Origin of the sequence: Kitasatospora sp. GAS204B (assembly GCF_029892155.1) — a bacterium.
Lineage (GTDB): Bacteria > Actinomycetota > Actinomycetes > Streptomycetales > Streptomycetaceae > Kitasatospora.
Genome location: NZ_JARZAG010000017.1, coordinates 19102 through 43089 on the forward strand (window position 1 = coordinate 19102; position 23988 = coordinate 43089).

The 23988-nt window shown below is 73.9% G+C and carries 1 protein-coding gene; it reads left to right on the top strand.

Annotated elements, in window-relative coordinates:
• Positions 1-66 precede the first annotated feature (66 nt).
• Positions 67-23988, top strand: a complete 23922-nt coding sequence (locus tag P3T41_RS22635; RefSeq protein ID WP_280691823.1) for a non-ribosomal peptide synthase/polyketide synthase — start codon at positions 67-69, stop codon at positions 23986-23988.

Genomic DNA, 23988 nt, shown 5'->3' on the forward strand with positions numbered 1-23988 from the left:
ACCGCGATCCGGTGTGCTCCGGCGCATCCTGCGACCACGCCTGCCCACACTTCTGGAGGTACCCCCTTGTCCCGTCGCGATGGCGAGGCCCTTCCCCTGACAGCTGCCCAGCGCGAGATCTGGCTCGCCGAGCAGCGGTCCAAGGCCCCGATCCCGGGCTACCGCGTCGGCGAGTGCCTGGAGATCCACGGACCGGTGGACCGGGAGCTGTTCGAGACCGCGCTGCGCCGGGTGGTCGACGAGGTCGACGCCCTGCACGTGAGCTTCGTCGACGACGGCGAGGGCCCGCGCCAGGTCCTGCGGGAGACTTGGGACTGGGCGCCGGCGCACCTCGACCTCGGCGGGGAACCCGACCCCCGTGCGGCGGCCCTGGAGTGGATGGAACGGGACCTGCTGCGCCCGCTCGACCTCGCCCGTGACCCGCTGTTCGGGCACGCGCTGATCCGGCTGTCGCCGACCGAGTACCTCTGGTACCTGAACTACCACCACGTGGTGCTGGACGCGCTGAGCAGCTCGCTGGTCCGGCAGCGGGTCGGCGAGGTGTACTCGGCGCTGGCTGAGGGCGGCGCCGTGCCGCCGTGCCCGTTCGGCGCGCTGAGGGACCTGGTCGACAGCGACGCCGCCTACCGCGCGTCCACCGACTTCGCCGCCGACCGCGCCTACTGGACGGAGCGCTTCGCGGACCGGCCCGCCCCCACCCGGCTCACCGACGCCTCCCCGACCGACCCCAACCTGGCCCTCCGGCTGGCCGAGGAACGGGAGCTGCGGCGTCCGGACGCCCTGCGGGCGGCAGCCGACCGGGCCGGCGTCCGGTGGTCCCGGCTGCTGATCGCGGCGACGGCGCTCTACGCCCACCGGCTGACCGGCACCCAGGACGTGGTGCTCGCCATGCCCGTCACCGCCCGCCGGGGCGCCGACCGCGACCTGACGGCCGTGCCCGGCACGATGTCCAACGTGGTGCCGCTGCGGCTGACGGTGCGGCCGGACATGCCCTGGCGCGAGCTCGTCGCCCAGACGGTGCGGGAGGTCGAGACGGCCGTCGCGCACGAGCGCTACCGCAGCGAGGACCTGCTGCGCGACCTCGGCGCGCCCGGCGGCATCGGGACGGCGTTCCCGCTGATCGTCAACATCATGGCCTTCAACTCCCGGCCGAGCTTCGCCGGGCACCCCGCCTCCGTGCACCACTTCGTGTCGGGCTCGACCACCGACCTCGCCGTCTGGGTGTTCGACTACCGGGACGGCAATCCGCCGCTGCTGCGCCTGCACGGCTCGCCGGAGGCGTACGGCCCCGACCACCTCGCCGCCCACCAGCGGCGGTTGCTCGCGCTGCTGGACACCATCGCGGACTGCGACCAGGACATGCCGCTGGGCCGGATCGAACTGCTCACCGCCGAGGAGCACCGCGAGTCGGCGGAGGTCGGCACCGGGCGGGCGGCCCAGGCCCCGGCCGCGAGCCTGCCGGAGCTGTTCCGGGAGCACGTCCGGGCGACCCCGGACCTCACCGCGCTGGTCTGCGGCGACGTCTCGCTGACGTACGCGGAGCTGGACGCCCGGGCCAACCGGCTGGCGCAGGCCATGATCAACCGGGGCGCGGGCCCGGAGCGGCTGGTGGCGGTGGCCCTGTCGCGCTCGGCCGAGCTGGTGGTGGCCGTCCTCGCGGTGCTGAAGACCGGCGCGGCGTACGTCCCGGTCGATCCGGAGTACCCGGCCGCCCGGATCGTCCACCTGCTCGACGACGCCCGACCGACCCTGCTCGTGACCGACTCCCGCAGCGCGCAGCGGCTGCCCGGGGCCGGTCTGGTCGGCCGGCTGGTGCTCGACGACCCGGAGACGGCCGCGCTGGTCGCCGACCGCCCGGCGGCCGACCCGATGGTGGCCGTCGACCCGGGCCACCCGGCGTACGTCATCTACACCTCCGGCTCCACCGGACGGCCCAAGGGCGTGCTGGCGACCCACGGCGGGCTGCTCAACCTGCTCACCGACCTCCGGCAGGTGCAGTTCGCGCCGCTGCTGAAGGAGGGGCGGCGGCTGCGGGTCGCGCTGACCACCTCGGTGTCCTTCGACGCCTCCTGGAACCAGCTGCTCGCCCTCTTCGGGGGCCACGAGCTGCACGTCCTGGACCACGCGACCTGGACCGACCCGGACGCCTTCGTCGACTACGCCGCGCGGAACGCACTGGACTTCGTCGAAGCCACCCCGTCCTACCTCCAAGTCCTGGTCGCCCACGGTCTGTTGAGCGACCCGCGGTGGCGCCCGGCGCTGGTTGCGGCGGGTGGCGAGGCCGTCCCGGAACGGCTGTGGGAGCAGCTGCGGGCGGCCGAGGACGTCGCCTGCCTCAATCTCTACGGGCCGTCCGAGTGCACCGTCAACTCGGTGGCCGCGCTGGTGGGTTCGAGCCCGCGCCCGGTCATCGGCCGACCTGTCACGGGCGCCCGGCTGCACGTGCTCGACGGCGCCCTGCGGCCGCTGCCGACCGGCGCGGCGGGTGAGCTGTACATCGCGGGCGCGGGGCTGGCCCGTGGCTACCTCGACCGGCCGGGCCTGACCGCCGGGCGGTTCGTGGCGGACCCGTTCGGGCCGTCCGGATCGCGGATGTACCGCACCGGGGACCTGGTGCGGTGGAACCCGGACGGGAACCTGGAGTTCCTCGGCCGCAGTGACGACCAGGTCAAGATCCGCGGCTTCCGGGTCGAGCTCGGCGAGATCGAGGCCGTCCTCGCCGAACACCCCCAGGTCGCCCGGGCCGCCGTGACGGTGCGTGCCGAGGCGGAACCCCGCCTGGTCGCCTACGCCGTTCCTGTGGCGGGTCAGGTCGTCCAGCCGGACGCCCTGCGGGCCCGGCTGCGGGAGCGGTTGCCGGAGTACATGGTGCCGTCGGCGTTCGTGGTCCTGGACGCACTGCCGCTGACCCCGAACGGCAAGCTCGACCGCCGGGCCCTCCCCGCGCCCGAGTCGCAGCCCGCCACGCCAGGCCGCGCTCCGCGCACCGCGACCGAGCACCTGCTCGTCGGGTTGTTCGCCGAGGTCCTCGGGGTGTCCGAGCCCGGGCTGGACGACAGCTTCTTCGACCTCGGCGGGCACTCGCTGCTGGCCACCCGGCTGGTCGCCCGGGCGCGGACGACCCTCGGCGTGGAGCTGCGGCTGGGCGACCTGTTCGACGCTCCGACGGTGGCGGAACTGGCGGCGGCGGTGGACGTCGCGGGCCGGGCGCGGCCCGCGCTCGACCGGCGCGAGCGGCCGGAGACGGTCCCGCTGTCCTTCGCGCAACGCCGACTGTGGTTCCTGCACAGCTTGGAGGGCCCGAGCGCCACGTACAACATCCCGCTGGCGCTGCGGCTGTCCGGAAACCTGGACCAGCGGGCCCTGGAGGCCGCCCTGGCGGACGTGGTCGAGCGGCACGAGAGCCTGCGCACCACCTTCCCGACGGTCGACGGCGTGCCGTGCCAGCGGGTGCTGGACCCCGACGAGGCCCGGCCGCGGCTGCGGGTGACCGAGGTCGGCGAGCGCGGGCTGCCTCCCCTGCTGGCGCAGGCGGCCCGGTACGGCTTCGAGCTCGCCGAGGAACCGCCGCTGCACGCCGAACTGTTCCAGCTGGGACCGCAGGAGCACGTACTGCTGCTCGTGGTGCACCACATCGCCGGTGACGGCTGGTCGATGGGGCCGCTCTCGCAGGATCTGACGACCGCCTACGCGGCCCGATCCGACGGGGCGAAGCCGCAGTGGTCGCCGCTGCCGGTCCAGTACGCCGACTACGCCCTGTGGCAGCGGGAACTGCTCGGCGACGCCTCGGACCCGGACAGCCTGCTGAGCGGTCAACTGGCCTACTGGAGCGAGCAGCTGGCGGGCCTGCCCGAGCAGCTGGAACTGCCGTTCGACCGGCCCCGGCCGGCGGCGATGTCCTACCGGGGCGCCCACCTGCCGGTGCGGATCGATGCCGAGCTGCACCAGGGCCTGCGAGCGCTCGCCCGGGACGGCGGGGCCAGCCTCTTCATGGTGCTCCAGGCCGGACTGGCCGCCCTGCTGGGCAAGCTCGGCGCGGGCACCGACGTCCCGATCGGCACGCCGATCGCCGGGCGCACCGACGAGGCCGTGGACGACCTGGTCGGATTCTTCGTCAACACCCTGGTGCTGCGCACCGACCTGTCGGGCGACCCGTCGTTCACCGAGCTGCTGGGCCGGGTGCGTGCCGACGCGCTGGCCGCGTACGCGCATCAGGACGTGCCGTTCGAGCACCTGGTGGAGGCGCTGAACCCGGCCCGGTCGCTGTCGCACCACCCGCTGTTCCAGACCATGCTCGCCCTGCAGAACGCGCCGCTGGGCGCGTTCGAGCTGCCGGGGCTGCGGGTGGCGACCGACCTGGTCCACACCGGGACGGCCAAGTGCGACCTGACCTTCATGGTGACCGAACAGCCCGGTGCGGACGGGCTGTCGGTCCTGGTGGAGTACAGCACCGACCTGTTCGACGCGGCCACCGTGGCGGGGATCGTCGAGCGGTGGCTCCGGCTGCTGCGGGCCGTGGTCGCCGACCCCGGCCGGGCGATCGGCCGGGTGGACGTCCTGTCCGCCGACGAGCTCCGCGCGCTGCTGCCGGCCGGTGAAGGCCGGGACGGCGAGCTGTCGGTGAGCGGTATCACCGCGCTCTTCGAGCGGCAGGTACGGGCGAACCCGGCCGCGACCGCCGTGGTGAGCGGCGAAGTGTCGCTGACGTACCAGGAGTTGAACGCCCGGGCCAACCGGCTCGCGCACGTCCTGATCGAGCGGGGAGTGGGGCCGGAGCAGCTGGTGGCGGTGGCCCTGCCGCGCTCGGCCGAGCTGGTGGTCGCGATCCTCGCGGTGCTCAAAGCCGGCGCCGCGTACGTGCCGGTGGACCCGGAGTACCCCGCGGCACGGATCGCCTACCTGCTCCAGGACGCCCGGCCCGCGCTGCTCGTGACGACCAGCCGGATCGGCGACCTGCCGGGCGCGGAGGTGGTGGACCGGCTGCTGCTGGACGCCGAGGGACTGGACGGGCTGCTGGACACGGACCCGGCGGTCCCGGTCGACCCCGGGCACCCGGCCTACGTCATCCACACCTCCGGCTCCACCGGCGACCCCAAGGGCGTCGTGGTCCCGCACCGGAACGTGGTGCGGCTGTTCGACACCACCCGGGAACTGTTCGGCTTCTCCGCCGAGGACGTCTGGACGCTCTTCCACTCCTACGCCTTCGACTTCTCGGTGTGGGAGCTGTGGGGCGCGCTGCTGCACGGCGGCCGGCTGGTGGTCGTGGACCACGAGACCAGCCGCTCGCCCGGCCGGTTCCTGGAACTGCTCGCCCGCGAGCGGGTGACCGTGCTCAACCAGACGCCGTCCGCCTTCTACCAGCTGATCCAGGCGGACGTCGAGGCGCCTGAGACCGGCCGTGAACTCGCCCTGCGCACGGTGGTCTTCGGCGGCGAGGCGCTGGAGCCCGCCCGGCTCGCGAGCTGGTACGAGCGGCACCCGGACGACGGGCCGCGGCTGGTCAACATGTACGGCATCACCGAGACCACGGTGCACGTCACCCACGCGGCACTCGACCGGTCCGGCATCCCGGCCGGCCAGATCGGCACCGCGATCCCGGACCTGCGGACGTACGTCCTCGACGACGGCCTGCGCCCGGTCGCCCCGGGCGTCGCGGGCGAGCTGTACGTCGCGGGCCCGGGCCTGGCGCGCGGCTACCTGAACCGGCCCGGTCTGACGTCCGGGCGGTTCGTGGCCGACCTGTTCGGGCCGGCCGGCTCCCGCATGTACCGCAGCGGCGACGTGGTGCGCCGGGCGGCGGACGGCAGCCTGCGCTACGTCGGCCGGGCCGACCAGCAGGTGAAGGTGCGCGGCTTCCGGATCGAGCTCGGCGAGATCGAGGCGGCACTCGCCGCGCACCCCGGCGTCGCCCAGGTCGCCGTGCTGGCCCGGCAGGACCGGGTGGACGACACCCGGCTGGTCGCCTACCTGGTGCCCGCCACCGGCACCGCACCGCGCCCGGCCGACCTGCGCGCGCACCTGGCCGGGCGGCTGCCGGAGCACATGGTGCCGTCGGCGTTCGTGGTGCTGGAGGCGCTGCCGCTGACCGCCAACGGCAAGCTGGACCACCGGGCCCTGCCCGCTCCCGACCTCGCCCCCACGGGCACCGGCCGCGCGCCGCGCACCCCGCAGGAGCAGGTCCTCTGCGAGCTGTTCGCCGAGGTCCTCGGGGTGGCGCCGGTGGGTGTCGAGGACGGCTTCTTCGACCTGGGCGGGCACTCGCTGCTGGCCACCCGGCTGGCCGCCCGGATCCGCGCGACGCTCGGTGTCGAGATGGAGCTGCGCACCCTGTTCGAGGCGCCGACCCCGGCCGGCCTGGCCGCCGCCCTGGTGGCCGCCGGTCCCGCGCAGGCGGCGCTGGCGCCGTTCCTGCGGCCCGAGCAGCTCCCGCTGTCGTTCGCGCAGCGGCGGCTGTGGTTCCTGCACCAGCTGGAGGGCGACAGCGGGAACTACCACATCCCCCTGGCCTGGCGGCTGTCCGGCCGGCTCGACCGGGAGGCGCTGCAGGCGGCCGTGACGGACCTGGTGGCCCGGCACGAGGCCCTGCGGACGGTCTTCCCGGTGGTGGACGGCGTGCCGTACCAGCGGGTGCTGGACGTCGTGGCGGCCCGCCCGGGTCTCGCCGTGCGCCGGACGACGGAGGCCGGGCTGTCCGGCGCGCTGACTGTGGCGCTGACCCACCCGTTCGACCTCGAAACCGAACTGCCGCTGCACGCGGAGCTGTTCGAGCTGGCGCCGGACGAGCACGTGCTGCTGCTGGTGCTCCACCACATCGCCGGCGACGGATGGTCTCTCGGTCCGCTGGCCGCCGACCTCGCAGAGGCCTACGCGGCCCGCTGCCGGGGCGAGGAGCCGCGCCGCGCGCCGCTGGCCGTCCAGTACGCCGACTACACCCTGTGGCAGCACGAGCTGCTCGGCGAGGCCACCGACAGCGGCAGCCCGTTCGCCCATCAATCGGCCTATTGGACAAGGCAGTTGGCCGACCTGCCGGAGCAGCTGCAGCTGCCCGCCGACCGGCCCCGGCCGGCGGTCGCCTCGCATCGGGGCGGTTTCGTCCGGGCCGAGCTGGACGCGGAGCTGCACCGCGGCCTGCGCGAGCTCGCACGCACCACCGGTACCAGCCTGTTCATGGTGCTCCAGGCCGGGCTGGCGGCGCTGCTGCACCGGCTCGGCGCGGGCGACGACGTCCCGGTCGGCAGTCTGACGGCCGGCCGGACGGACCAGGCGCTGGACGAGCTGGTCGGCTACTTCGTCAACACCCTCGTGCTCCGGACGGACACCTCGGGCGACCCGACCTTCGCCGAGCTGCTCGCCCGGGTCCGGGACACTGCGCTGGCCGGGTACGCCAACCAGGACCTGCCGTTCGAGTACCTGGTCGAGGCGCTCAACCCGTCCCGGTCGCTCTCCCACCACCCGCTGTTCCAGGTCATGCTGGTGCTGCAGAACAACGTCCGCGCCGAGTTCGCCCCGCCCGGCCTGCGGGCCGCCGAGGTGGAACTGACCACGACCACGTCCAAGTTCGACCTGCTCTTCTCGCTCGCCGAGCGGCACGCGGAGGACGGCTCCCCGGCCGGGATCGACGCGTTCGTCCAGTTCGCGAGCGACCTGTACGACCCGGCCACCGTCGAAACGATGGCCGCGCGCTGGGTGCGGCTGCTGACCGCGGCCGTCGCCGACCCGCAGCAGCGGCTCGGCCGGTTCGACCTGCTGTCCGCCGAGGAGCGCCGCGAGCTGCTGTCGGCCGCCGGTGACCTGGCACACCCGTCGCCCGCCGCGAGCCTGCCCGCCCTGTTCCGGGCCGTGGTCGAGGAACGGCCCGAGGCGGTGGCCGTGGTGAGCGCGGATCTCACGCTGACATACGGTCAGCTGGACGCCCGGGCCAACCGGCTCGCGCATGCCCTGATCTCCCGGGGGGTGGGTCCGGAGCAGCTGGTGGCGCTGGCCCTGCCGCGCTCGGCGGAGCTGGTGGTCGCCATCCTCGCGGTGCACAAGGCCGGGGCCGCGTACCTGCCGATCGACCCGAAATACCCGGCGGCCCGGATCGCGTACCTGCTCGACGACGCCCGGCCGGCCCTGCTGGTCACCACCGTCGGCCTCGACGCGACCCTGCCGGGCGCGGCGGGGCTCGACCGGCTGCTGCTCGACGCCGGAGCCGAGTCGGACGGGCTGGCGGACACCGACCCCGGGATCCACGTCGAGCCCGACAACGTGGCGTATGTGATCTACACCTCGGGTTCGACCGGTCGGCCCAAGGGCGTGATGGTGAGCCACCTCGGCGTGCCGGGTGTGGTGGCCGCGAAGGTCGAGCGGCTCGGCATCGACGCCGGCAGCCGGGTGCTCCAATTCGCGTCAGCGAGCTTCGACGCCTCGGTATGGGAGATCTTCGCGGCCCTGCTGAGCGGCGCGGCCCTGGTGCTGGCGCCCGCGACTGAGCCGGTCGCCGCGCTGACCGACGCAAGTCTCGCGCTCACCCATGTGCTCGTGCCGCCGTCCGTGCTGGCGGCGCTGCGGCCGGAGGACGTGACCGTCTCCACGCTGACGGTGGGGGGTGAGGCGTGCACGCCGGATCTGGTGGCGCGGTGGGCGCCGGGGCGGAAGATGATCAACTCGTACGGTCCGACGGAGACAACGGTGGCCTCGACGATGAGCGCACCGCTGTCGCCAGGGGCGGGTGTGCCGCCGATCGGCCGTCCGATCGCCGGTTTCCGGGCGTACGTGCTGGATGAGCGGTTGTGCCTGGTACCGCCGGGCATGGCCGGGGAGCTGTACGTCGCGGGCCCGGGCGTGGCGCGGGGGTACCTGAACCGGCCCGGGCTCACCGCCGGGCGGTTCGTGGCCTGCCCGTTCGGCCCGGCGGGCCAACGCATGTACCGCACGGGCGACCTGGTCCGCCGGCGCGCCGACGGCGAGCTGGAGTACGTAGGCCGCACCGACGACCAGGTGAAGGTGCGCGGCTTCCGGATCGAACTCGGCGAGATCGAGACGGCATTGGCCGAGCACCCGCGGATCGGCCAGGTCGCCGTGATCGCCCGGAAGGATCGTGCAGAGGACACCCGCCTGGTTGCCTACCTGGTGCCCGCCATCGGGGCGGAGCTCCAGCCGGACGAGCTGCGCGCCCACCTGCGCGAGCGGCTTCCCGACTACATGGTGCCCGCCGCGTTCGTCTCCCTGGACGGCCTGCCGCTGACCGCCCACGGCAAGCTGGACCGCCGGGCCCTGCCCGAGCCGGACGTCACCGGGTTGCGGACCGGGGGGGCTCCGCACACCCCCCAGGAGCAGGTCCTCGCCGGGCTGTTCGCCGAGGTGCTGGGCCTGCCGGAGGTCGGCCTCGACGACGACTTCTTCGACCTGGGCGGGCACTCCCTGCTCGCCACCCGCCTGCTGGCCCGGGTCCGCGCGACCCTGGGTGTGGAGCTGACCCTGCACGCCCTGTTCCGGACCCCGACGGTGGCCGGGCTGGCCGCCGGGCTGGGCGGCGCAGGGCGGGCCAGGCCCGCCATGGAGCGGGCGGCGCGGCCCGACCGGGTCCCGCTGTCGTCCGCCCAACGGCGGCTGTGGTTCCTGCACCAGCTGGAGAGCACCGGGTCGAGCTATCACATGCCGCTGGCGTGGCGGCTCTCCGGCCCGCTGGACCGGGTGGCCCTGGAGGCGGCCCTCGGCGACGTCGCCGACCGCCACGAGACCCTGCGCACGGTCTTCCGCGTGGTGGACGGCGTCCCGTACCAGCAGGTGCTGGCCGCCGGGACGGTGCGGCCGGAACTGCCGGTCACCCCGGCCGACGAGACGAGCCTGACGGAGCTGCTGGCCCGCGCTGCCGTGCGCGGCTTCGACCTCGCGGCCGAACCGCCCCTGCGCGCCGAGCTGTTCGAGCTCTCCGCCGACGAGCACGTGCTGCTGCTGGTGGTGCACCACATCGCCGGTGACGGCTGGTCGCTCGGCCCGCTGGCCGCCGACCTGGCCACCGCGTACGCGGCGCGTCGCCGGCACGAGGAACCGCGATGGGCGCCGCTGCCGGTGCAGTACGCCGACTACACCCTGTGGCACGAGCGGCTGCTCGGGGACCGCGACGATCCCACGAGCCTGTTCGCCCGGGAGTCGGCCTACTGGACGGAGCGGCTGGCCGGCCTGCCCGAGCAGATCCGGCTGCCCGCCGACCGGCCCCGCCCGGCGACGGCCTCCTACCGTGGTGGGCACCTGGCGATCGACCTGGACGCGGAACTGCACGGCGCACTGGTGCGCCTGGGCCGGAAGCACGGGGCCAGCGTCTACATGGTGCTGCAGGCCGCGCTGGCGGCGGTGCTGGACAAGCTCGGCGCCGGCGACGACATCCCGGTCGGCAGCCTGATCGCCGGCCGGACGGACCAGGCGCTGGACGACCTGGTCGGCTTCTTCGTCAACACCCTGGTGCTGCGGACCGACACCTCGGGCGACCCGTCGTTCGCCGAGCTGCTGGCCCGGGTCCGGGAGGGCGCGCTGGCCGCGTACGCGCACCAGGACCTGCCGTTCGAGCACGTCGTCGAGGCCCTCAACCCGTCCCGGTCGCTCGCCCGCCAGCCGCTGTTCCAGGTGCTGCTCGCGCTGCAGAACGTGCCCCGCACCGAGTTCGAGCTGAGCGGTCTGGGCGCCGAGATCCTTCTGGTCCGGACGCCCACGGCGATGTTCGACCTCGGCTTCCACCTGCTGGAGCGCGGCTCTGCCGGCGGGCCGGCCGAGGGCATCGTCGGGCGGGTCGAGTACAGCGCCGACCTGTTCGACCACACCACGGTGGAGGCGCTGGTCGCCCGGTGGCTGCGCCTGCTGGCGGCGGTGGTCGCCGAGCCGGACCGGCCGCTGAGCCGGATCGACGTCCTCACCGCCGAGGAGCGGCACGAGCTGCTGGTGGCACGCAACGACACCGCCCGACCGGTTCCCGCCGACGCCCTGCCAGCCTTGTTCGAGGCACAGGTCCGGGCGACCCCGCAGGCCCCGGCGGTGGTGTTCGAGGACACCGTGCTGACGTACCGCGAGCTGAACCGCCGGGCCAACCGCCTGGCGCACGCGCTGATCGCCCGGGGGGTGGGGCCGGAGCAGGTCGTCGCCCTGCGGCTCCCGCGCTCGGCCGAGCTGGTGGTCGCCGTCCTCGCGGTGCTCAAGACGGGGGCCGCGTACCTGCCGATCGACCCGGACTACCCGGCCGCCCGCATCGCGTACATGCTTCAGGACGCGCGGCCGGCCGTCGTCCTCGACGACCTCGCGGCCGTCACACCGGACGGGGAGCAGCCGGAGCACGATCCGGCCGTCTCCGTGGACCCGCGGCACCCGGCCTACGTCATCTACACCTCCGGCTCCACCGGCCGGCCCAAGGCCGTGGTGATGCCCGCCGCCGGCCTGCTGAACCTGCTGGCGTGGCACCACAACGCTGTCGGCGGCGAACCCGGCACGCGGACCGCGCAGTTCACCGCGATCAGCTTCGACGTCTCGGTGCAGGAGCTGCTCTCCGCGCTCCTGTACGGCAAGACCCTGGTCGTGCCGACCGAGGAGCAGCGCCGTAGCGCCGAGCTGTTCGCGCACTGGCTCGACCGGCACCAGGTCGCCGAGCTGTTCGCGCCCAACCTGGTGGTCGAGGCGCTGGCCGAGGCCGCCGAGGAGGCCGGGCTGGAGCTGCCGAGTCTGCGGCTGGTCGCACAGGCCGGCGAGGCGATGCGCCTCGGCGGCGCGGTGCGCCGGTTCCAGGCCCGTCGCCCGGGCCGGACGCTGCACAACCACTACGGGCCCGCCGAGACCCATGTGATCACCGCGTACCCGCTGCCGGCCGACCCCGCCGACTGCCCGCTGCCGGTGCCGATCGGCCGACCGATCGCCAACTGCCGCGCGTACGTGCTGGATTCGGCCCTTCAGCCGGTCGCCCCGGGGGTGACGGGCGAGCTGTACCTGGCCGGGGCGGGGCTGGCCCGCGGCTATCTGAACCGGCCTGGGCTGACGGCTGGGCGGTTCGTGGCCGACCCGTACGGTCCGGCAGGCTCGCTGATGTACCGCACCGGGGACCTGGTCCGCTGGCGCGCCGACGGCGAGCTGGAGTTCGCCGGCCGGGTGGACCACCAGGTGAAGGTGCGTGGTTTCCGGGTCGAGCCGGGCGAGATCGAGGCGGAGCTGACCGCGCACCCGGGCGTCGCCCAGGTCGCGGTGCTCGCCCGCGAGGACAAGCCGGGCGAGACCCGGATCGTCGCGTACGCGGTGGCCTCGACGCAGCAACCGGCCACCGGGGAGGCACTGGCGGCGTACCTGCGCGAGCGGGTGCCGGACTACCTGGTGCCGTCGGCGTTCGTGCTGCTGGACGCGCTGCCGCTGACGCCGAACGGGAAGTTGGACCGGGCGGCGCTGCCCGCTCCCGACCCCGGCTCGGCCGGAGCCGGGCGGGCGCCGCGCACCCCGCAGGAGCAGATCCTGTGCGAGCTGTTCGCCGAGGTCCTGGGCCTGCCGCGGGTCGGGGTCGACGACGACTTCTTCGACCTCGGCGGGCACTCCCTGCTCGCCACCCGCCTGATGTCGCGGGTCCGGGCGACTCTCGGCGTCGAGCTGGAGCTGCGCGGCCTGTTCCGGACGCCGACGCCCGCCGGGCTCGCGGCCGGGCTGCACGGCGCGGGCACCGCGCGGCAGGCCCTGGTGCCGCGGCCCCGTCGCGAGCCGATGCCGCTGTCGTTCGCCCAGCGCCGACTCTGGTTCCTCCAGCAGTTCGGCGCACCGAGCGCCACCTACCACATGCCGCTGGCGCTGCGGCTGTCCGGCGACCTCGACCGGGCCGCCTTGAGCGCCGCGCTTGCGGACGTGGTGGCCCGGCACGAGACCCTGCGTACGGTCTTCCCGCAGACGGCCGGAATCCCGCACCAGCGAGTGTTGGACGCCGCCGAGGTCGCCGTCCCGCTGACGGTGCGTGCGGCCGGCGAGGCTGAGGTGCCGGCCCTGCTGCGCGAGGCGGCGGTGCGCGGCTTCGACCTGACCTCGCAGGTGCCGCTGCGGGCCGAGCTGTTCGCGGTCGCGCCGGACGAGCACGTGCTGCTGCTGGTGATGCACCACATCGCCGGTGACGGCTGGTCCATGGGCCCGCTGGCCCACGACCTCGCCACCGCCTACGCCACCCGGCAGGGCGGCGGGACACCCGCGTGGCCGGCGCTGCCGGTGACGTACGGCGACTACACCCTGTGGCAGCACGAGATCCTCGGCGACGAGCACGACGCCGACAGCGTGTTCGCCCGCCAGGTCGGCTACTGGAGCGAGGCGCTGGCGGGGCTGCCCGAGCAACTGCAGCTGCCTGTCGACCGGCCGCGTCCGGCCGCCATGTCGTACGGCGGCGACCTGCTGGACATCCGGATCGACGCCGAACTGCACGCTGCTCTGGTGGAGTTGGCGCGGCGCTCGGGTGCGACGCTGTTCATGGTGCTGCAGGCGGGTCTCGCCGCGCTGTTCACGCGGTTGGGTGCGGGGACGGACGTTCCGATCGGGAGTCCGATCGCGGGGCGTACGGATGAGGCGCTGGACGAGTTGGTCGGGTTCTTCGTCAACACGCTGGTGCTGCGGACGGACACGAGTGGTGATCCGTCGTTCGTGGAGCTGTTGGGTCGGGTGCGGGAGACGGCGCTGGAGGCGTTCGCGCACCAGGACGTGCCGTTCGAGCACCTGGTGGAGGTGTTGAACCCGTCCCGGTCGCTGTCGTACCACCCGCTGTTCCAGACCGGGCTGGTCGTGCAGAACGCGCCGGGCGGCGACTTCGACCTCCCCGGCCTCCGGGTCTCCGGGGTGGCAGTGCCCACCGGGACTTCGCGGCTCGACCTGACCTTCGGCCTCGCGGAGGAGTACGGGCCCGACGGCGCGGCGGCCGGGCTCAGCGGCGCGGTCGAGTACAGCACCGACCTGTTCGACCGCGCGACGGTCGAGACGTTGGTCGCCCGCTGGACCAGGCTGCTGGCCGCGGCCGCGGTCGCTCCGGACCAGCGGATCGGCAGGATCGACCTGCTGTCCGCCGAGGAGAGCGGTGAGCTGCTCCCCGCCGTGGAGGAGGGGGAGGCCACGGCGAGCCTGCCGGAGCTGTTCGCGGTGCGGGTGGCGGCGGTGCCGGATGCGGTCGCGTTGGTGTGCGGCGGCTTGGAGTTGACGTATCGGGAGTTGAACGCTCGGGCTAACCGGTTCGCGCATTCGCTGATCGCTCGGGGTGTGGGGCCGGAGCAGTTGGTGGCGGTGGCGTTGCCGCGGTCGGTGGAGTCGGTGGTGGCGGTCCTGGGTGTGTTGAAGGCCGGGGCGGCGTACCTGCCGGTGGATCCGGCGTACCCGCGGGCGCGGATCGCGTTCATGCTGGAGGACGCGCGGCCGGTGGTGGTGGTCGACGATCCGGCGCTGGTGTCCGAAGGGGACTGGCCGCAGACCGATCCGGAGATCGCGCTGGATGTCCGGCATCCGGCGTACGTGATCTACACCTCGGGCTCGACCGGCCGCCCCAAGGGCGTGGCGGTGAGCCACGCCGGCGTGTCGGGCCTGGTGGCGGCGCAGGTCGAGCGGCTCGGCGTGGTGCCCGGCAGCCGGGTGCTCCAGTTCGCCTCGCCCAGCTTCGACGCGTCCTTCTGGGACCTGTGCAGCGCCCTGCTGACCGGTGCCGCCCTCGTCCTGGCCCCGACCGAGGCCCCGCTGGAGTCCCTGACGGACCGCCGGCTCGACGTCACCCATGTGACGCTGCCGCCCTCGGCCCTGGCCGCGCTGGACGGCGCGGAGCTCACGGCCACCACGCTGGTGGTGGCGGGTGAGGCCTGCTCGCCGGAACTGGTGGATCGCTGGGCGCCCGGCCGGCGGATGGTCAACGCGTACGGTCCGACGGAGACGACGGTGTGCGCGACGATGAGCGAGCCGCTGTCGCCGTCGGCCGGTGTGCCGCCGATCGGCCGACCGGTCGCGGGCTTCCGGGTGTACGTGCTGGACGAGCGGCTGCGGCCGGTGCCGCCGGGCGTGCCGGGGGAGCTGTACGTCGCGGGGCCGGGTCTGGCGCGCGGCTACCTGAACCGGCCGGGTCTGACGGCGGGACGGTTCGTCGCCTGCCCGTTCGGCGCGGACGGGGAGCGCATGTACCGCACCGGCGACGTGGTGCGCCGGCGCACCGACGGACAGCTGGAGTACGTCGGCCGCGCCGACGACCAGGTGAAGGTGCGCGGTTTCCGGGTCGAGCCCGGCGAGGTCGAGGCGGCCCTGGCCGAGCACCCCGCCGTCGCGCGGGCCGCCGTCCTCGCCCAGGACGACCGGCTCATCGGCTACGTGGCCGTGCGTCCCGACGTGGCGGTTCGCCCTGACGAGCTGGCCGCGCACCTGCGCGGCCGCCTGCCGGATTACCTGGTCCCGGCCGTCTTCGTGGTGCTGGACGCGTTGCCGCTGACGCCGAACGGGAAGCTGGACCGGGCGGCGCTGCCCGCTCCCGACCTCGGCTCGGCCGGAGCCGGGCGCGTGCCGCGCACGCCGCAGGAGCAGATCCTGTGCGGGCTGTTCGCGGAGGTGCTCGGGCTGGCGCAGGTCGGTGTCGACGACGACTTCTTCGAGCTGGGCGGGCACTCCCTGCTCGCCACCCGGCTGGCCGCGCGGGTGCGCTCGGTGCTCGGCGTGGAACTGGAGCTGCGCGCGCTCTTCCAGGCGCCCACCGTGGCGGGCCTGGCCGCGGCGCTGAGCGAGGCGGGCCGCGCCCGCCCGGCGCTGACCGCGCATCAGCGGCCCGAGGCTGTGCCGCTCTCCTTCGCCCAGCGCAGGCTCTGGTTCCTGCACCGGATGGACGGCACCACCGCGACCTACCACATTCCGCTGGCGCTCCGACTGACCGGGACGCTCGACCGGGCGGCACTGGACGAGGCACTGGCCGACGTGGTGGACCGGCACGAGAGCCTGCGGACGGTCTTCCCGGAGGTCGACGGCGTACCGTGCCAGCTCGTCCTGCACCCCGGCGCGGCCCGGCCCAGGGCGCGGCTGACCGAGGTGTCGGAGGCCGAGCTGACGGAGCGGCTCACCGAGTTCGCCCGGCAGCCCTTCGACCTGGCGGCGGAACCCCCGCTGCGGGCGGAGCTGTTCGCGGTCGCGCCGGACGAGCACGTGCTGCTGCTGGTGATGCACCACATCGCCGGCGACGGCTGGTCCACCGGGCCGCTGGCCCGCGACCTGGCCGAGGCGTACGCGGCCCGGTGCGAGGGCCGCTCGCCGGGTTGGTCGCTCCTGCCGGTCCAGTACACCGACTACACGCTGTGGCAGCGCGACCTGCTCGGTGACGCAGCCGACCCGAAAAGCCGGTTCGCCGAACAGCTCGACTACTGGAAGCACCAGTTGGCCGGTCTCCCGGAGCTGCTCCCGCTGCCCACCGACCGGCCGCGGCCGGCCGTCGCGGGCTGGCGCGGGGACCAGGTCGGCCTGCAGCTGAGCCCCGAACTGCACGCGGCGCTGACAGAGTTGGCGCGGCGTACCGGCACCAGTCTGTTCATGGTGTTGCAGGCGGGTCTCGCCGCGCTGTTCACGCGGTTGGGTGCGGGGACGGACGTTCCGATCGGGAGTCCGATCGCGGGGCGTACGGATGAGGCGCTGGACGAGTTGGTCGGGTTCTTCGTCAACACGCTGGTGCTGCGGACGGACACGAGTGGTGATCCGTCGTTCGTCGAGTTGTTGGGTCGGGTGCGGGAGACGGCGCTGGAGGCGTTCGCGCACCAGGACGTGCCGTTCGAGCACCTGGTGGAGGTGTTGAACCCGTCCCGGTCGCTGTCGTACCACCCGCTGTTCCAGACCATCCTGGCCGTGCAGAACGCGCCGATGGGCCGGTTCTCGCTGCCCGGCCTGGACGTCACCACCTACGCGGTGGCCACCGGAACCGCCAAGTTCGACCTCGGTCTGAGCCTCGCCGAGCAGTTCGGTCCGGACGGCGGTCCGGCCGGGATCGTCGGCGTGGTGGAGTACACCACCGACCTGTTCGACCGGTCGACGGTCGCCGCCCTCGCCCGGCGCTGGACGCTCCTGCTGGAGACGGTCACCGCCGATCCGGAGCAGCCGATCGGAGGGATCGACCTCCTCGACACGGACGAGCGGCACCAACTGCTGGAGCGGGGCAACGCGACAGCCCGTGAGGTGGGCGCCGTCCCGGTGCCGCAGGCCTTCGCGGTGCGGGTGGCGGCGGTGCCGGATGCGGTCGCGTTGGTGTGCGGCGGTTTGGAGTTGACGTATCGGGAGTTGAATGCTCGGGCTAACCGGTTCGCGCATTCCCTGATCGCTCGGGGTGTGGGGCCGGAGCAGTTGGTGGCGGTGGCGTTGCCGCGGTCGGTGGAGTCGGTGGTGGCGGTCCTGGGTGTGTTGAAGGCCGGGGCGGCGTATCTGCCGGTGGATCCGGCGTACCCGCGGGCGCGGATCGCGTTCATGCTGGAGGACGCGCGGCCGGTGGTGCTGGTCGACGATCCGGCGCTGGTGTCCGAGGTCTCCGACTGGCCGGAGACCGATCCAGTGGTCGCGCTGGATGTCCGGCATCCGGCGTACGTGATCTACACCTCGGGCTCGACCGGCCGCCCCAAGGGCGTCGTGGTCGGCCACGGAGGCGTGGCCAGTCTGGTGGCGGCCCAGATCGAGCGGTTCGCGATCGAACCCGGCAGCCGGGTGCTCCAGTTCGCCTCGCCCAGCTTCGACGCCTCGGTGTCGGAGATCTTCACCGCCCTGCTGCGCGGCGCGGCCCTGGTGCTGCCCGCAGCCGAGCCGGTGGCCGCGCTGACCGATCCGGGCCTGGCGGTCACCCACGTGACCGTGCCGCCGTCCGTCCTGGCCGCCCTGCCGGAGGACTCGCTGTCCGTGTCCACGCTGGTGGTGGCGGGTGAGGCATGCCCGCCGGAACTGGTGGACCGCTGGGCGCCCGGCCGGCGGATGGTCAATGCGTACGGTCCGACGGAGACGACGGTGTGCGCGACGATGAGCGACCCGCTGTCCCCGGCGACGGGTGTGCCGCCGATCGGCCGTCCGATCGCCAACGCCCGCGTGTACGTGCTGGACGAGCGGCTGCGGCCGGTGCCGCCGGGCGTGCCGGGGGAGCTGTACGTGGCCGGCGCCGGGCTGGCGCGCGGGTACCTGAACCGGCCCGGTCTGACGGCGGGGCGTTTCGTCGCCTGTCCGTTCGGCAACGACGGCGAGCGGATGTACCGCACCGGCGACGTGGTGCGCTGGCGCACCGACGGACAGCTGGAGTACGTCGGCCGCGCCGATGACCAGGCGAAGGTGCGCGGCTTCCGGGTCGAGCCCGGCGAGGTCGAGGCGGCCCTGGCCGAGCACCCCGCCGTCGCCCGGGCCGCCGTCCTCGCCCAGGACGACCGGCTCATCGGCTACGTCGTCCCGCGTCTGGAGGCGCTCCGGGACAGCGGCCACGAAGCCGACCACGTGAGCGAGTGGCAGGACATCTACGACGCCCTGCCCATCACCCCCGAGGAAGCCGTCTTCGGCCAGAACTTCGTGGGCTGGAACAGCAGTTACGACGCGAGCCCGATCCCGGTCGAGCAGATGAGGCAGTGGCGGGACGCGACCGTCTCCCGCATCCTGGCCCTGCGCCCCCGCCGGGTGCTGGAGGTCGGCGTCGGCACCGGTCTGCTGCTCTCGCAGATCGCGCCGCACTGCGAGACGTACTGGGCGACGGACTTCTCCGCGACCGCGATCGACGCGCTGGCCGCCCAGGTGGCCCGACAGGGGGACCTGGCCGAGCGCGTCGTGCTGCAGACCCGCCCGGCGCACGACACCGACGAACTGCCCACCGGGACGTTCGACACCATCGTGATCAACTCGGTGGTGCAGTACTTCCCGTCCGCCGAGTACCTCGCGGACGTGATCGTGAAGCTGATGCGGCTGCTCGCCCCCGGCGGCGCGCTCTTCATCGGCGACGTCCGCAACCTGCGGCTGCTGCGCCCGCTGGCCACGGCCGTCCAGCTGCACCGGAGCGGTGCCGACGCCGACCTCGCGACGGTGCGCCGCGCCGTGGAGCAGGCCCTCCGGGTCGAGAAGGAACTTCTCGTCGACCCGGACTTCTTCACCGCCCTGCGGGAGCACGGTGCGGACATCGGCGCGGTGGCCGTGGAGGTCAAGCGCGGCCGGCACCACAACGAACTGAGCCGCTACCGCTACGACGTGACGCTGCACAAGTCGCCGGCCGCTCCGGCAGCCACGAGCCGGCCGGTCGAGCTGGAGTGGGGGCGGCAGGTCGCCGGCCTGGCCGGGCTGCGCGAGCTGCTCGGCCAGCCGCTCGCGGACGTGCTGCGGGTCACCGGGGTGCCCAACCTCCGGGTGGTGCGGGAGTCCGCCCTGGCCCGCGCGGTGCAGAACGGGGACAGCTCGCTCGCCGAGCTGCTGGAACAGCTGCACGCCCCGGAGGAGGGCGTCCTGCCCGACCCGGACGACTTCCACGCGCTCGGGCGGGAGTTCGACCTCCGGGTGGGAGTCACCTGGTCGCCGACGCAGGCCGACGCCGTGGACGTCGTCTTCGCCGACCCGCGGGCGCACCACGGCTCCCCGGTCGAGCCGTACCTGCCGGCCCGGGCCACCGGCAGGACCCTTTCGTCGCTGACCAACCGTCCGACCGACAGCCGCGACACCGCCGCCCTCATCGGCGAACTCCGCGACTGGCTGCGCGGGCGGCTGCCCGACTACCTGGTCCCGTCGGCGTTCGTGGCACTGGAGACGCTTCCGCTGACGGCCAGCGGCAAGCTCGACCGCCGCGCACTGCCCGCTCCCGACCTCGGTTCGGTCGGAGCCGGGCGGGCGCCGCGCACCCCGCAGGAGCAGCTCCTCGCCGAGCTGTTCGCCGAGGTGCTCGGGCTGGCGCAGGTCGGTGTCGAGGACAGCTTCTTCGACCTGGGCGGACACTCGCTGCTGGCGACCCGCCTGGCCTCCCGGGTCCGGGCGACCCTCGGCGCGGAGCTGGAGGTCCGGACGCTGTTCGAGACCCCGACCGTGGCCGGGCTGGCGGCCCGTCTCGACGGCTCCGGAACGGCGCGGCCCGCGCTGACCGCCCAGCCGCGTCCCGAGCTGCTGCCGCTGTCCTTCGCCCAGCGCCGCCTGTGGTTCCTGCACCGGATGGACGGGCCGAGCGCCACCTACAACATGCCGCTCGCACTGAGCCTGACCGGCGGACTCGACCGGTCGGCCCTGCACGCCGCGCTGGCGGACGTGATCGCCCGGCACGAGAGCCTTCGGACGGTCTTCCGGGAGACGGACGGCGTGCCGTACCAGGTCGTGCTGAGCGCTTCGCAGGCATACCCGGAGTTGCCGGTGGTCGAGTTCGACGAGAGCCGGCTGGCCGAACGGCTGGCGGACACGGCCCGCCGCGGCTTCGACCTCGCCGCAGAACCGCCGGTCCGGGCGGAGCTGTACGCGCTCGCCCACGACCGGCACGTGCTGCTGGTCGTGGTGCACCACATCGCCGCCGACGGCTGGTCGATGGGCCCGCTCTCCGGCGACCTCGCGGCGGCCTACGCGGCGCGCTGCCGGGGCGATGAGCCGCAGTGGTCCCCGCTGCCGGTGCAGTACGCCGACTACACCCGTTGGCAACGCGATCTGCTCGGCGACGCCGCCGACCCGGAGAGCCTGTTCGCGCGGCAACTGGCATACTGGAAAGATGAGTTGACCGGTATGCCGCAGCAGGTGCAGTTGCCCGCCGACCGGCCCCGCCCGCCGGTGGCCTCCCAGCTGGGCGACCGGGTCGTGGTCAGGATGGACGCCGAACTGCACCAGGCCCTGCGGGACCTGGCCGCCGAGCGCGGCGCCAGCCTGTTCATGGTGCTCCAGGCCGGTCTCGCCGCGCTGCTCACCCGGCTCGGTGCCGGCACGGACATCGCGATCGGCAGCCCGATCGCCGGCCGTACCGACCAGGCGCTGGACGAGCTCGTCGGCTTCTTCGTCAACACCCTGGTGCTGCGCACCGACACCGGCGGCGACCCGGGCTTCGCCGAACTGCTCGGCCGGGTGCGGCAGAAGGCGCTCACCGCGTACGACCACCAGGACGTGCCGTTCGAGTACCTGGTCGAGGTGGTCAACCCGGTGCGGTCGCTGGCCCACCACCCCCTGTTCCAGATCATGTTGGCCCTGCAGAACGCGCCGCTGGGCGAGTTCGCGCTGCCGGGGCTGGAGACCGGCCACCTGGAGGCGCCGACCGGAACCGCGCGGGTCGACCTGACCTTCAGCCTGGCCGAGCAGTTCCGCCCGGACGGCGGCCTCGACGGCCTGATCGGCGCGGTGGAGTACGCCACCGACCTGTTCGACGCGCCCACCGTGGAGCTGCTGTTCGACCGCTGGGCGCGACTGCTGCGCACGGCGGTCGCCGACCCGGACCGGCCGATCAGCCGGATCGACGTCATGTCCGGCGAGGAACGCCGCCGGCAGCTGTCCGAGTCCACGGGCGTCGCCGCCGAGCTGCCCGAGGCCGCGGTACCGGAACTGTTCGCCCGCCAGGTCCGGGCCACCCCGGACGCCGTGGCGGTCGTGGCCGGCGGCACCGAGCTGACCTACCGGGAACTCGACATCCGGGCCGATCACCTCGCTCGGGCGCTGATCCGTCAGGGCGTGCGACCGGAGACACCGGTGGCGGTCATGCTGGAGCGCTCGGCGGAGCTGGTCGTGGCGATCCTGGCGATCATCAAGGCGGGCGGCGCCTACGTGCCGCTCGACTCGCGCTTCCCGTCGTCCCGCATCGACCTGATCCTGCGGGAGACCGGGGCCGCGCTGGTGCTCACCGAGGACGTGCTGACCGCGCTGCTCCGGGCCGAGCCCGACCCGTCCGAACTCGAAGTCCCCTGCGACCCCCGGCAGCTGGCGTACATCATGTACACCTCCGGATCCACCGGGCGGCCGAAGGGCGTGGCCGTCACCCACCGCGACGTGGTGGGCCTCGCGCTCACCCCCGAATGGCGCGGCGGCGGACACGAGCGGGTGCTGATGCACTCCCCGACCGCCTTCGACCTCTCGACGTACGAGCTGTGGGTGCCGCTGCTCAACGGCGGCCGGGTCGTGGTCGCACCGCCCGAGCGGCTCGACCTCGACCTGCTGCAGCAGACGGTCAGTGAGCACCGGGTGACCGGGCTGTGGCTGACAGCCGGCCTGTTCCGCCTGGTCGCCGAGGAGCGGCCGAGCCTGCTCGCCGGGGTCCGCGAGGTCTGGACCGGCGGTGACGTGGTCTCCCCGGCCGCCGTCGCCCGGGTGCGCGCGGCCTGCCCCGGCATCGAGGTGGTCAACGGCTACGGGCCGACCGAGGCCACGACCCTGGCCACCTGGCACCCGGTGCGCACCCTCTGCGAGGACGCCGCGACCGTGCCGATCGGTGCTCCGATGGCCAACATGCGTGCCTACGTGCTCGACGAGCACCTGCGGCCGGTGCCGACGGGCATGGTCGGCGAGCTGTACCTCGCGGGAGTGGGCGTGGCCCGCGGCTACCTCGGCCGCCCGGGTCTGACGGCCGAGCGGTTCACCGCGGACCCGTACGGGCCGGCCGGGAGCCGGATGTACCGCACCGGCGACCTGGCGTGGTGGCGGGCCGACGGTGGGCTCGAGTTCGCCGGACGGGCCGACCACCAGGTCAAGCTGCGGGGCCTGAGGATCGAGCCCGGCGAGATCGAGGCCGTGCTGGCGAGCTGCCCGGGCGTCGCCCAGGCGGCCGTGGTGGCCCGCGAGGACCAGCCGGGCGACAAGCGGCTCGTCGGCTACCTGGTGGCCGCCCCCGAGGGGGTGCCCGAGGCGGGCGAGCTGTCCGACCGGCTGCGCCGCGAACTGCCCGACTACATGGTGCCGTCGGCGTTCGTCACCGTGGACGTGCTGCCGCTGACCGCCAACGGCAAGTTGGACCGGGCCGCCCTGCCCGCCCCCGACTACGGTGCGCCGGGCGGCGGACGCGGCCCGCGTACGCCGCAGGAGCAGCTGCTGTGCGACCTGTTCGCCGAGGTCCTCGGCCGGGAGCAGGTGCGGATCGACGACAGTTTCTTCGACCTGGGCGGGCACTCGCTGCTGGCGGCCCGCCTGGTCTCCCGGGTCCGCGAGACCCTCGGCATCGAGGTGGGCCTGCGCACGCTGTTCGAAGCGCCGACCGTGGCCGGGCTCACCGAACGCCTGGTCATGAACGACCCCGGCGACGCGCTGGACGTGGTGCTGCCGCTGCGCACCACCGGGAACGGGACACCGCTGTTCTGCATCCACCCCGGCGGCGGCATCAGCTGGTCGTACAGCGGGCTGCTGAACCACGTCGGTCCCCAGCATCCGCTCTACGCGATCCAGGCGCGCGGCCTCGGCCGGCCCGAACCGCTGCCGGCGTCCTACGAGGAGATGGCGGCCGACTACGTCGACCAGATCCGCAAGATCCAGCCGGAGGGCCCGTACCTGCTGCTCGGCTGGTCCGCCGGCGGGCTGATCGCCCACGCGGTCGCCTGCGAGCTCCAGTCGCGCGGTGAGCGCACCGCACTGCTGGCGATCCTCGACGCCTACCCGGTGAAGGACGTGCAGTTCGAGGAGGTGCCGGTGCCCACCGAACGGGACGTGCTGGTCGGTGTGCTCGACGTCGACCCGGACGAGCTGGGCGACCGGGCGCTGACCTACGGCGAGGTCGCCGAGGTCCTGAACCGGCGGGGCAGCGCGCTGGCCGGCCTGACGGAGCGGCAGATCGAGGTCATCGTCCAGATCATGATCAACAACGCGAAGCTGGCGGTCGACTTCGTCCCCCGAAGGTTCGACGGAGACCTGCTGCTCTTCAACTCCACGATCGACCGGACCGAGGACAACGCCGGGCCCGGGATCTGGCGCCCCTACATCGCCGGCCGGATCGACTCGTACGAGATCGCCACCCGGCACAACCGGATGACCCAAGCCGGCTCGCTGGCCCAGATCGGACCGATCCTGGCCGCCAAGCTCGCCGAGGCCACCGAGGCCACTGGTGTCACCCCAACCCACAACCAGGAGGACTGA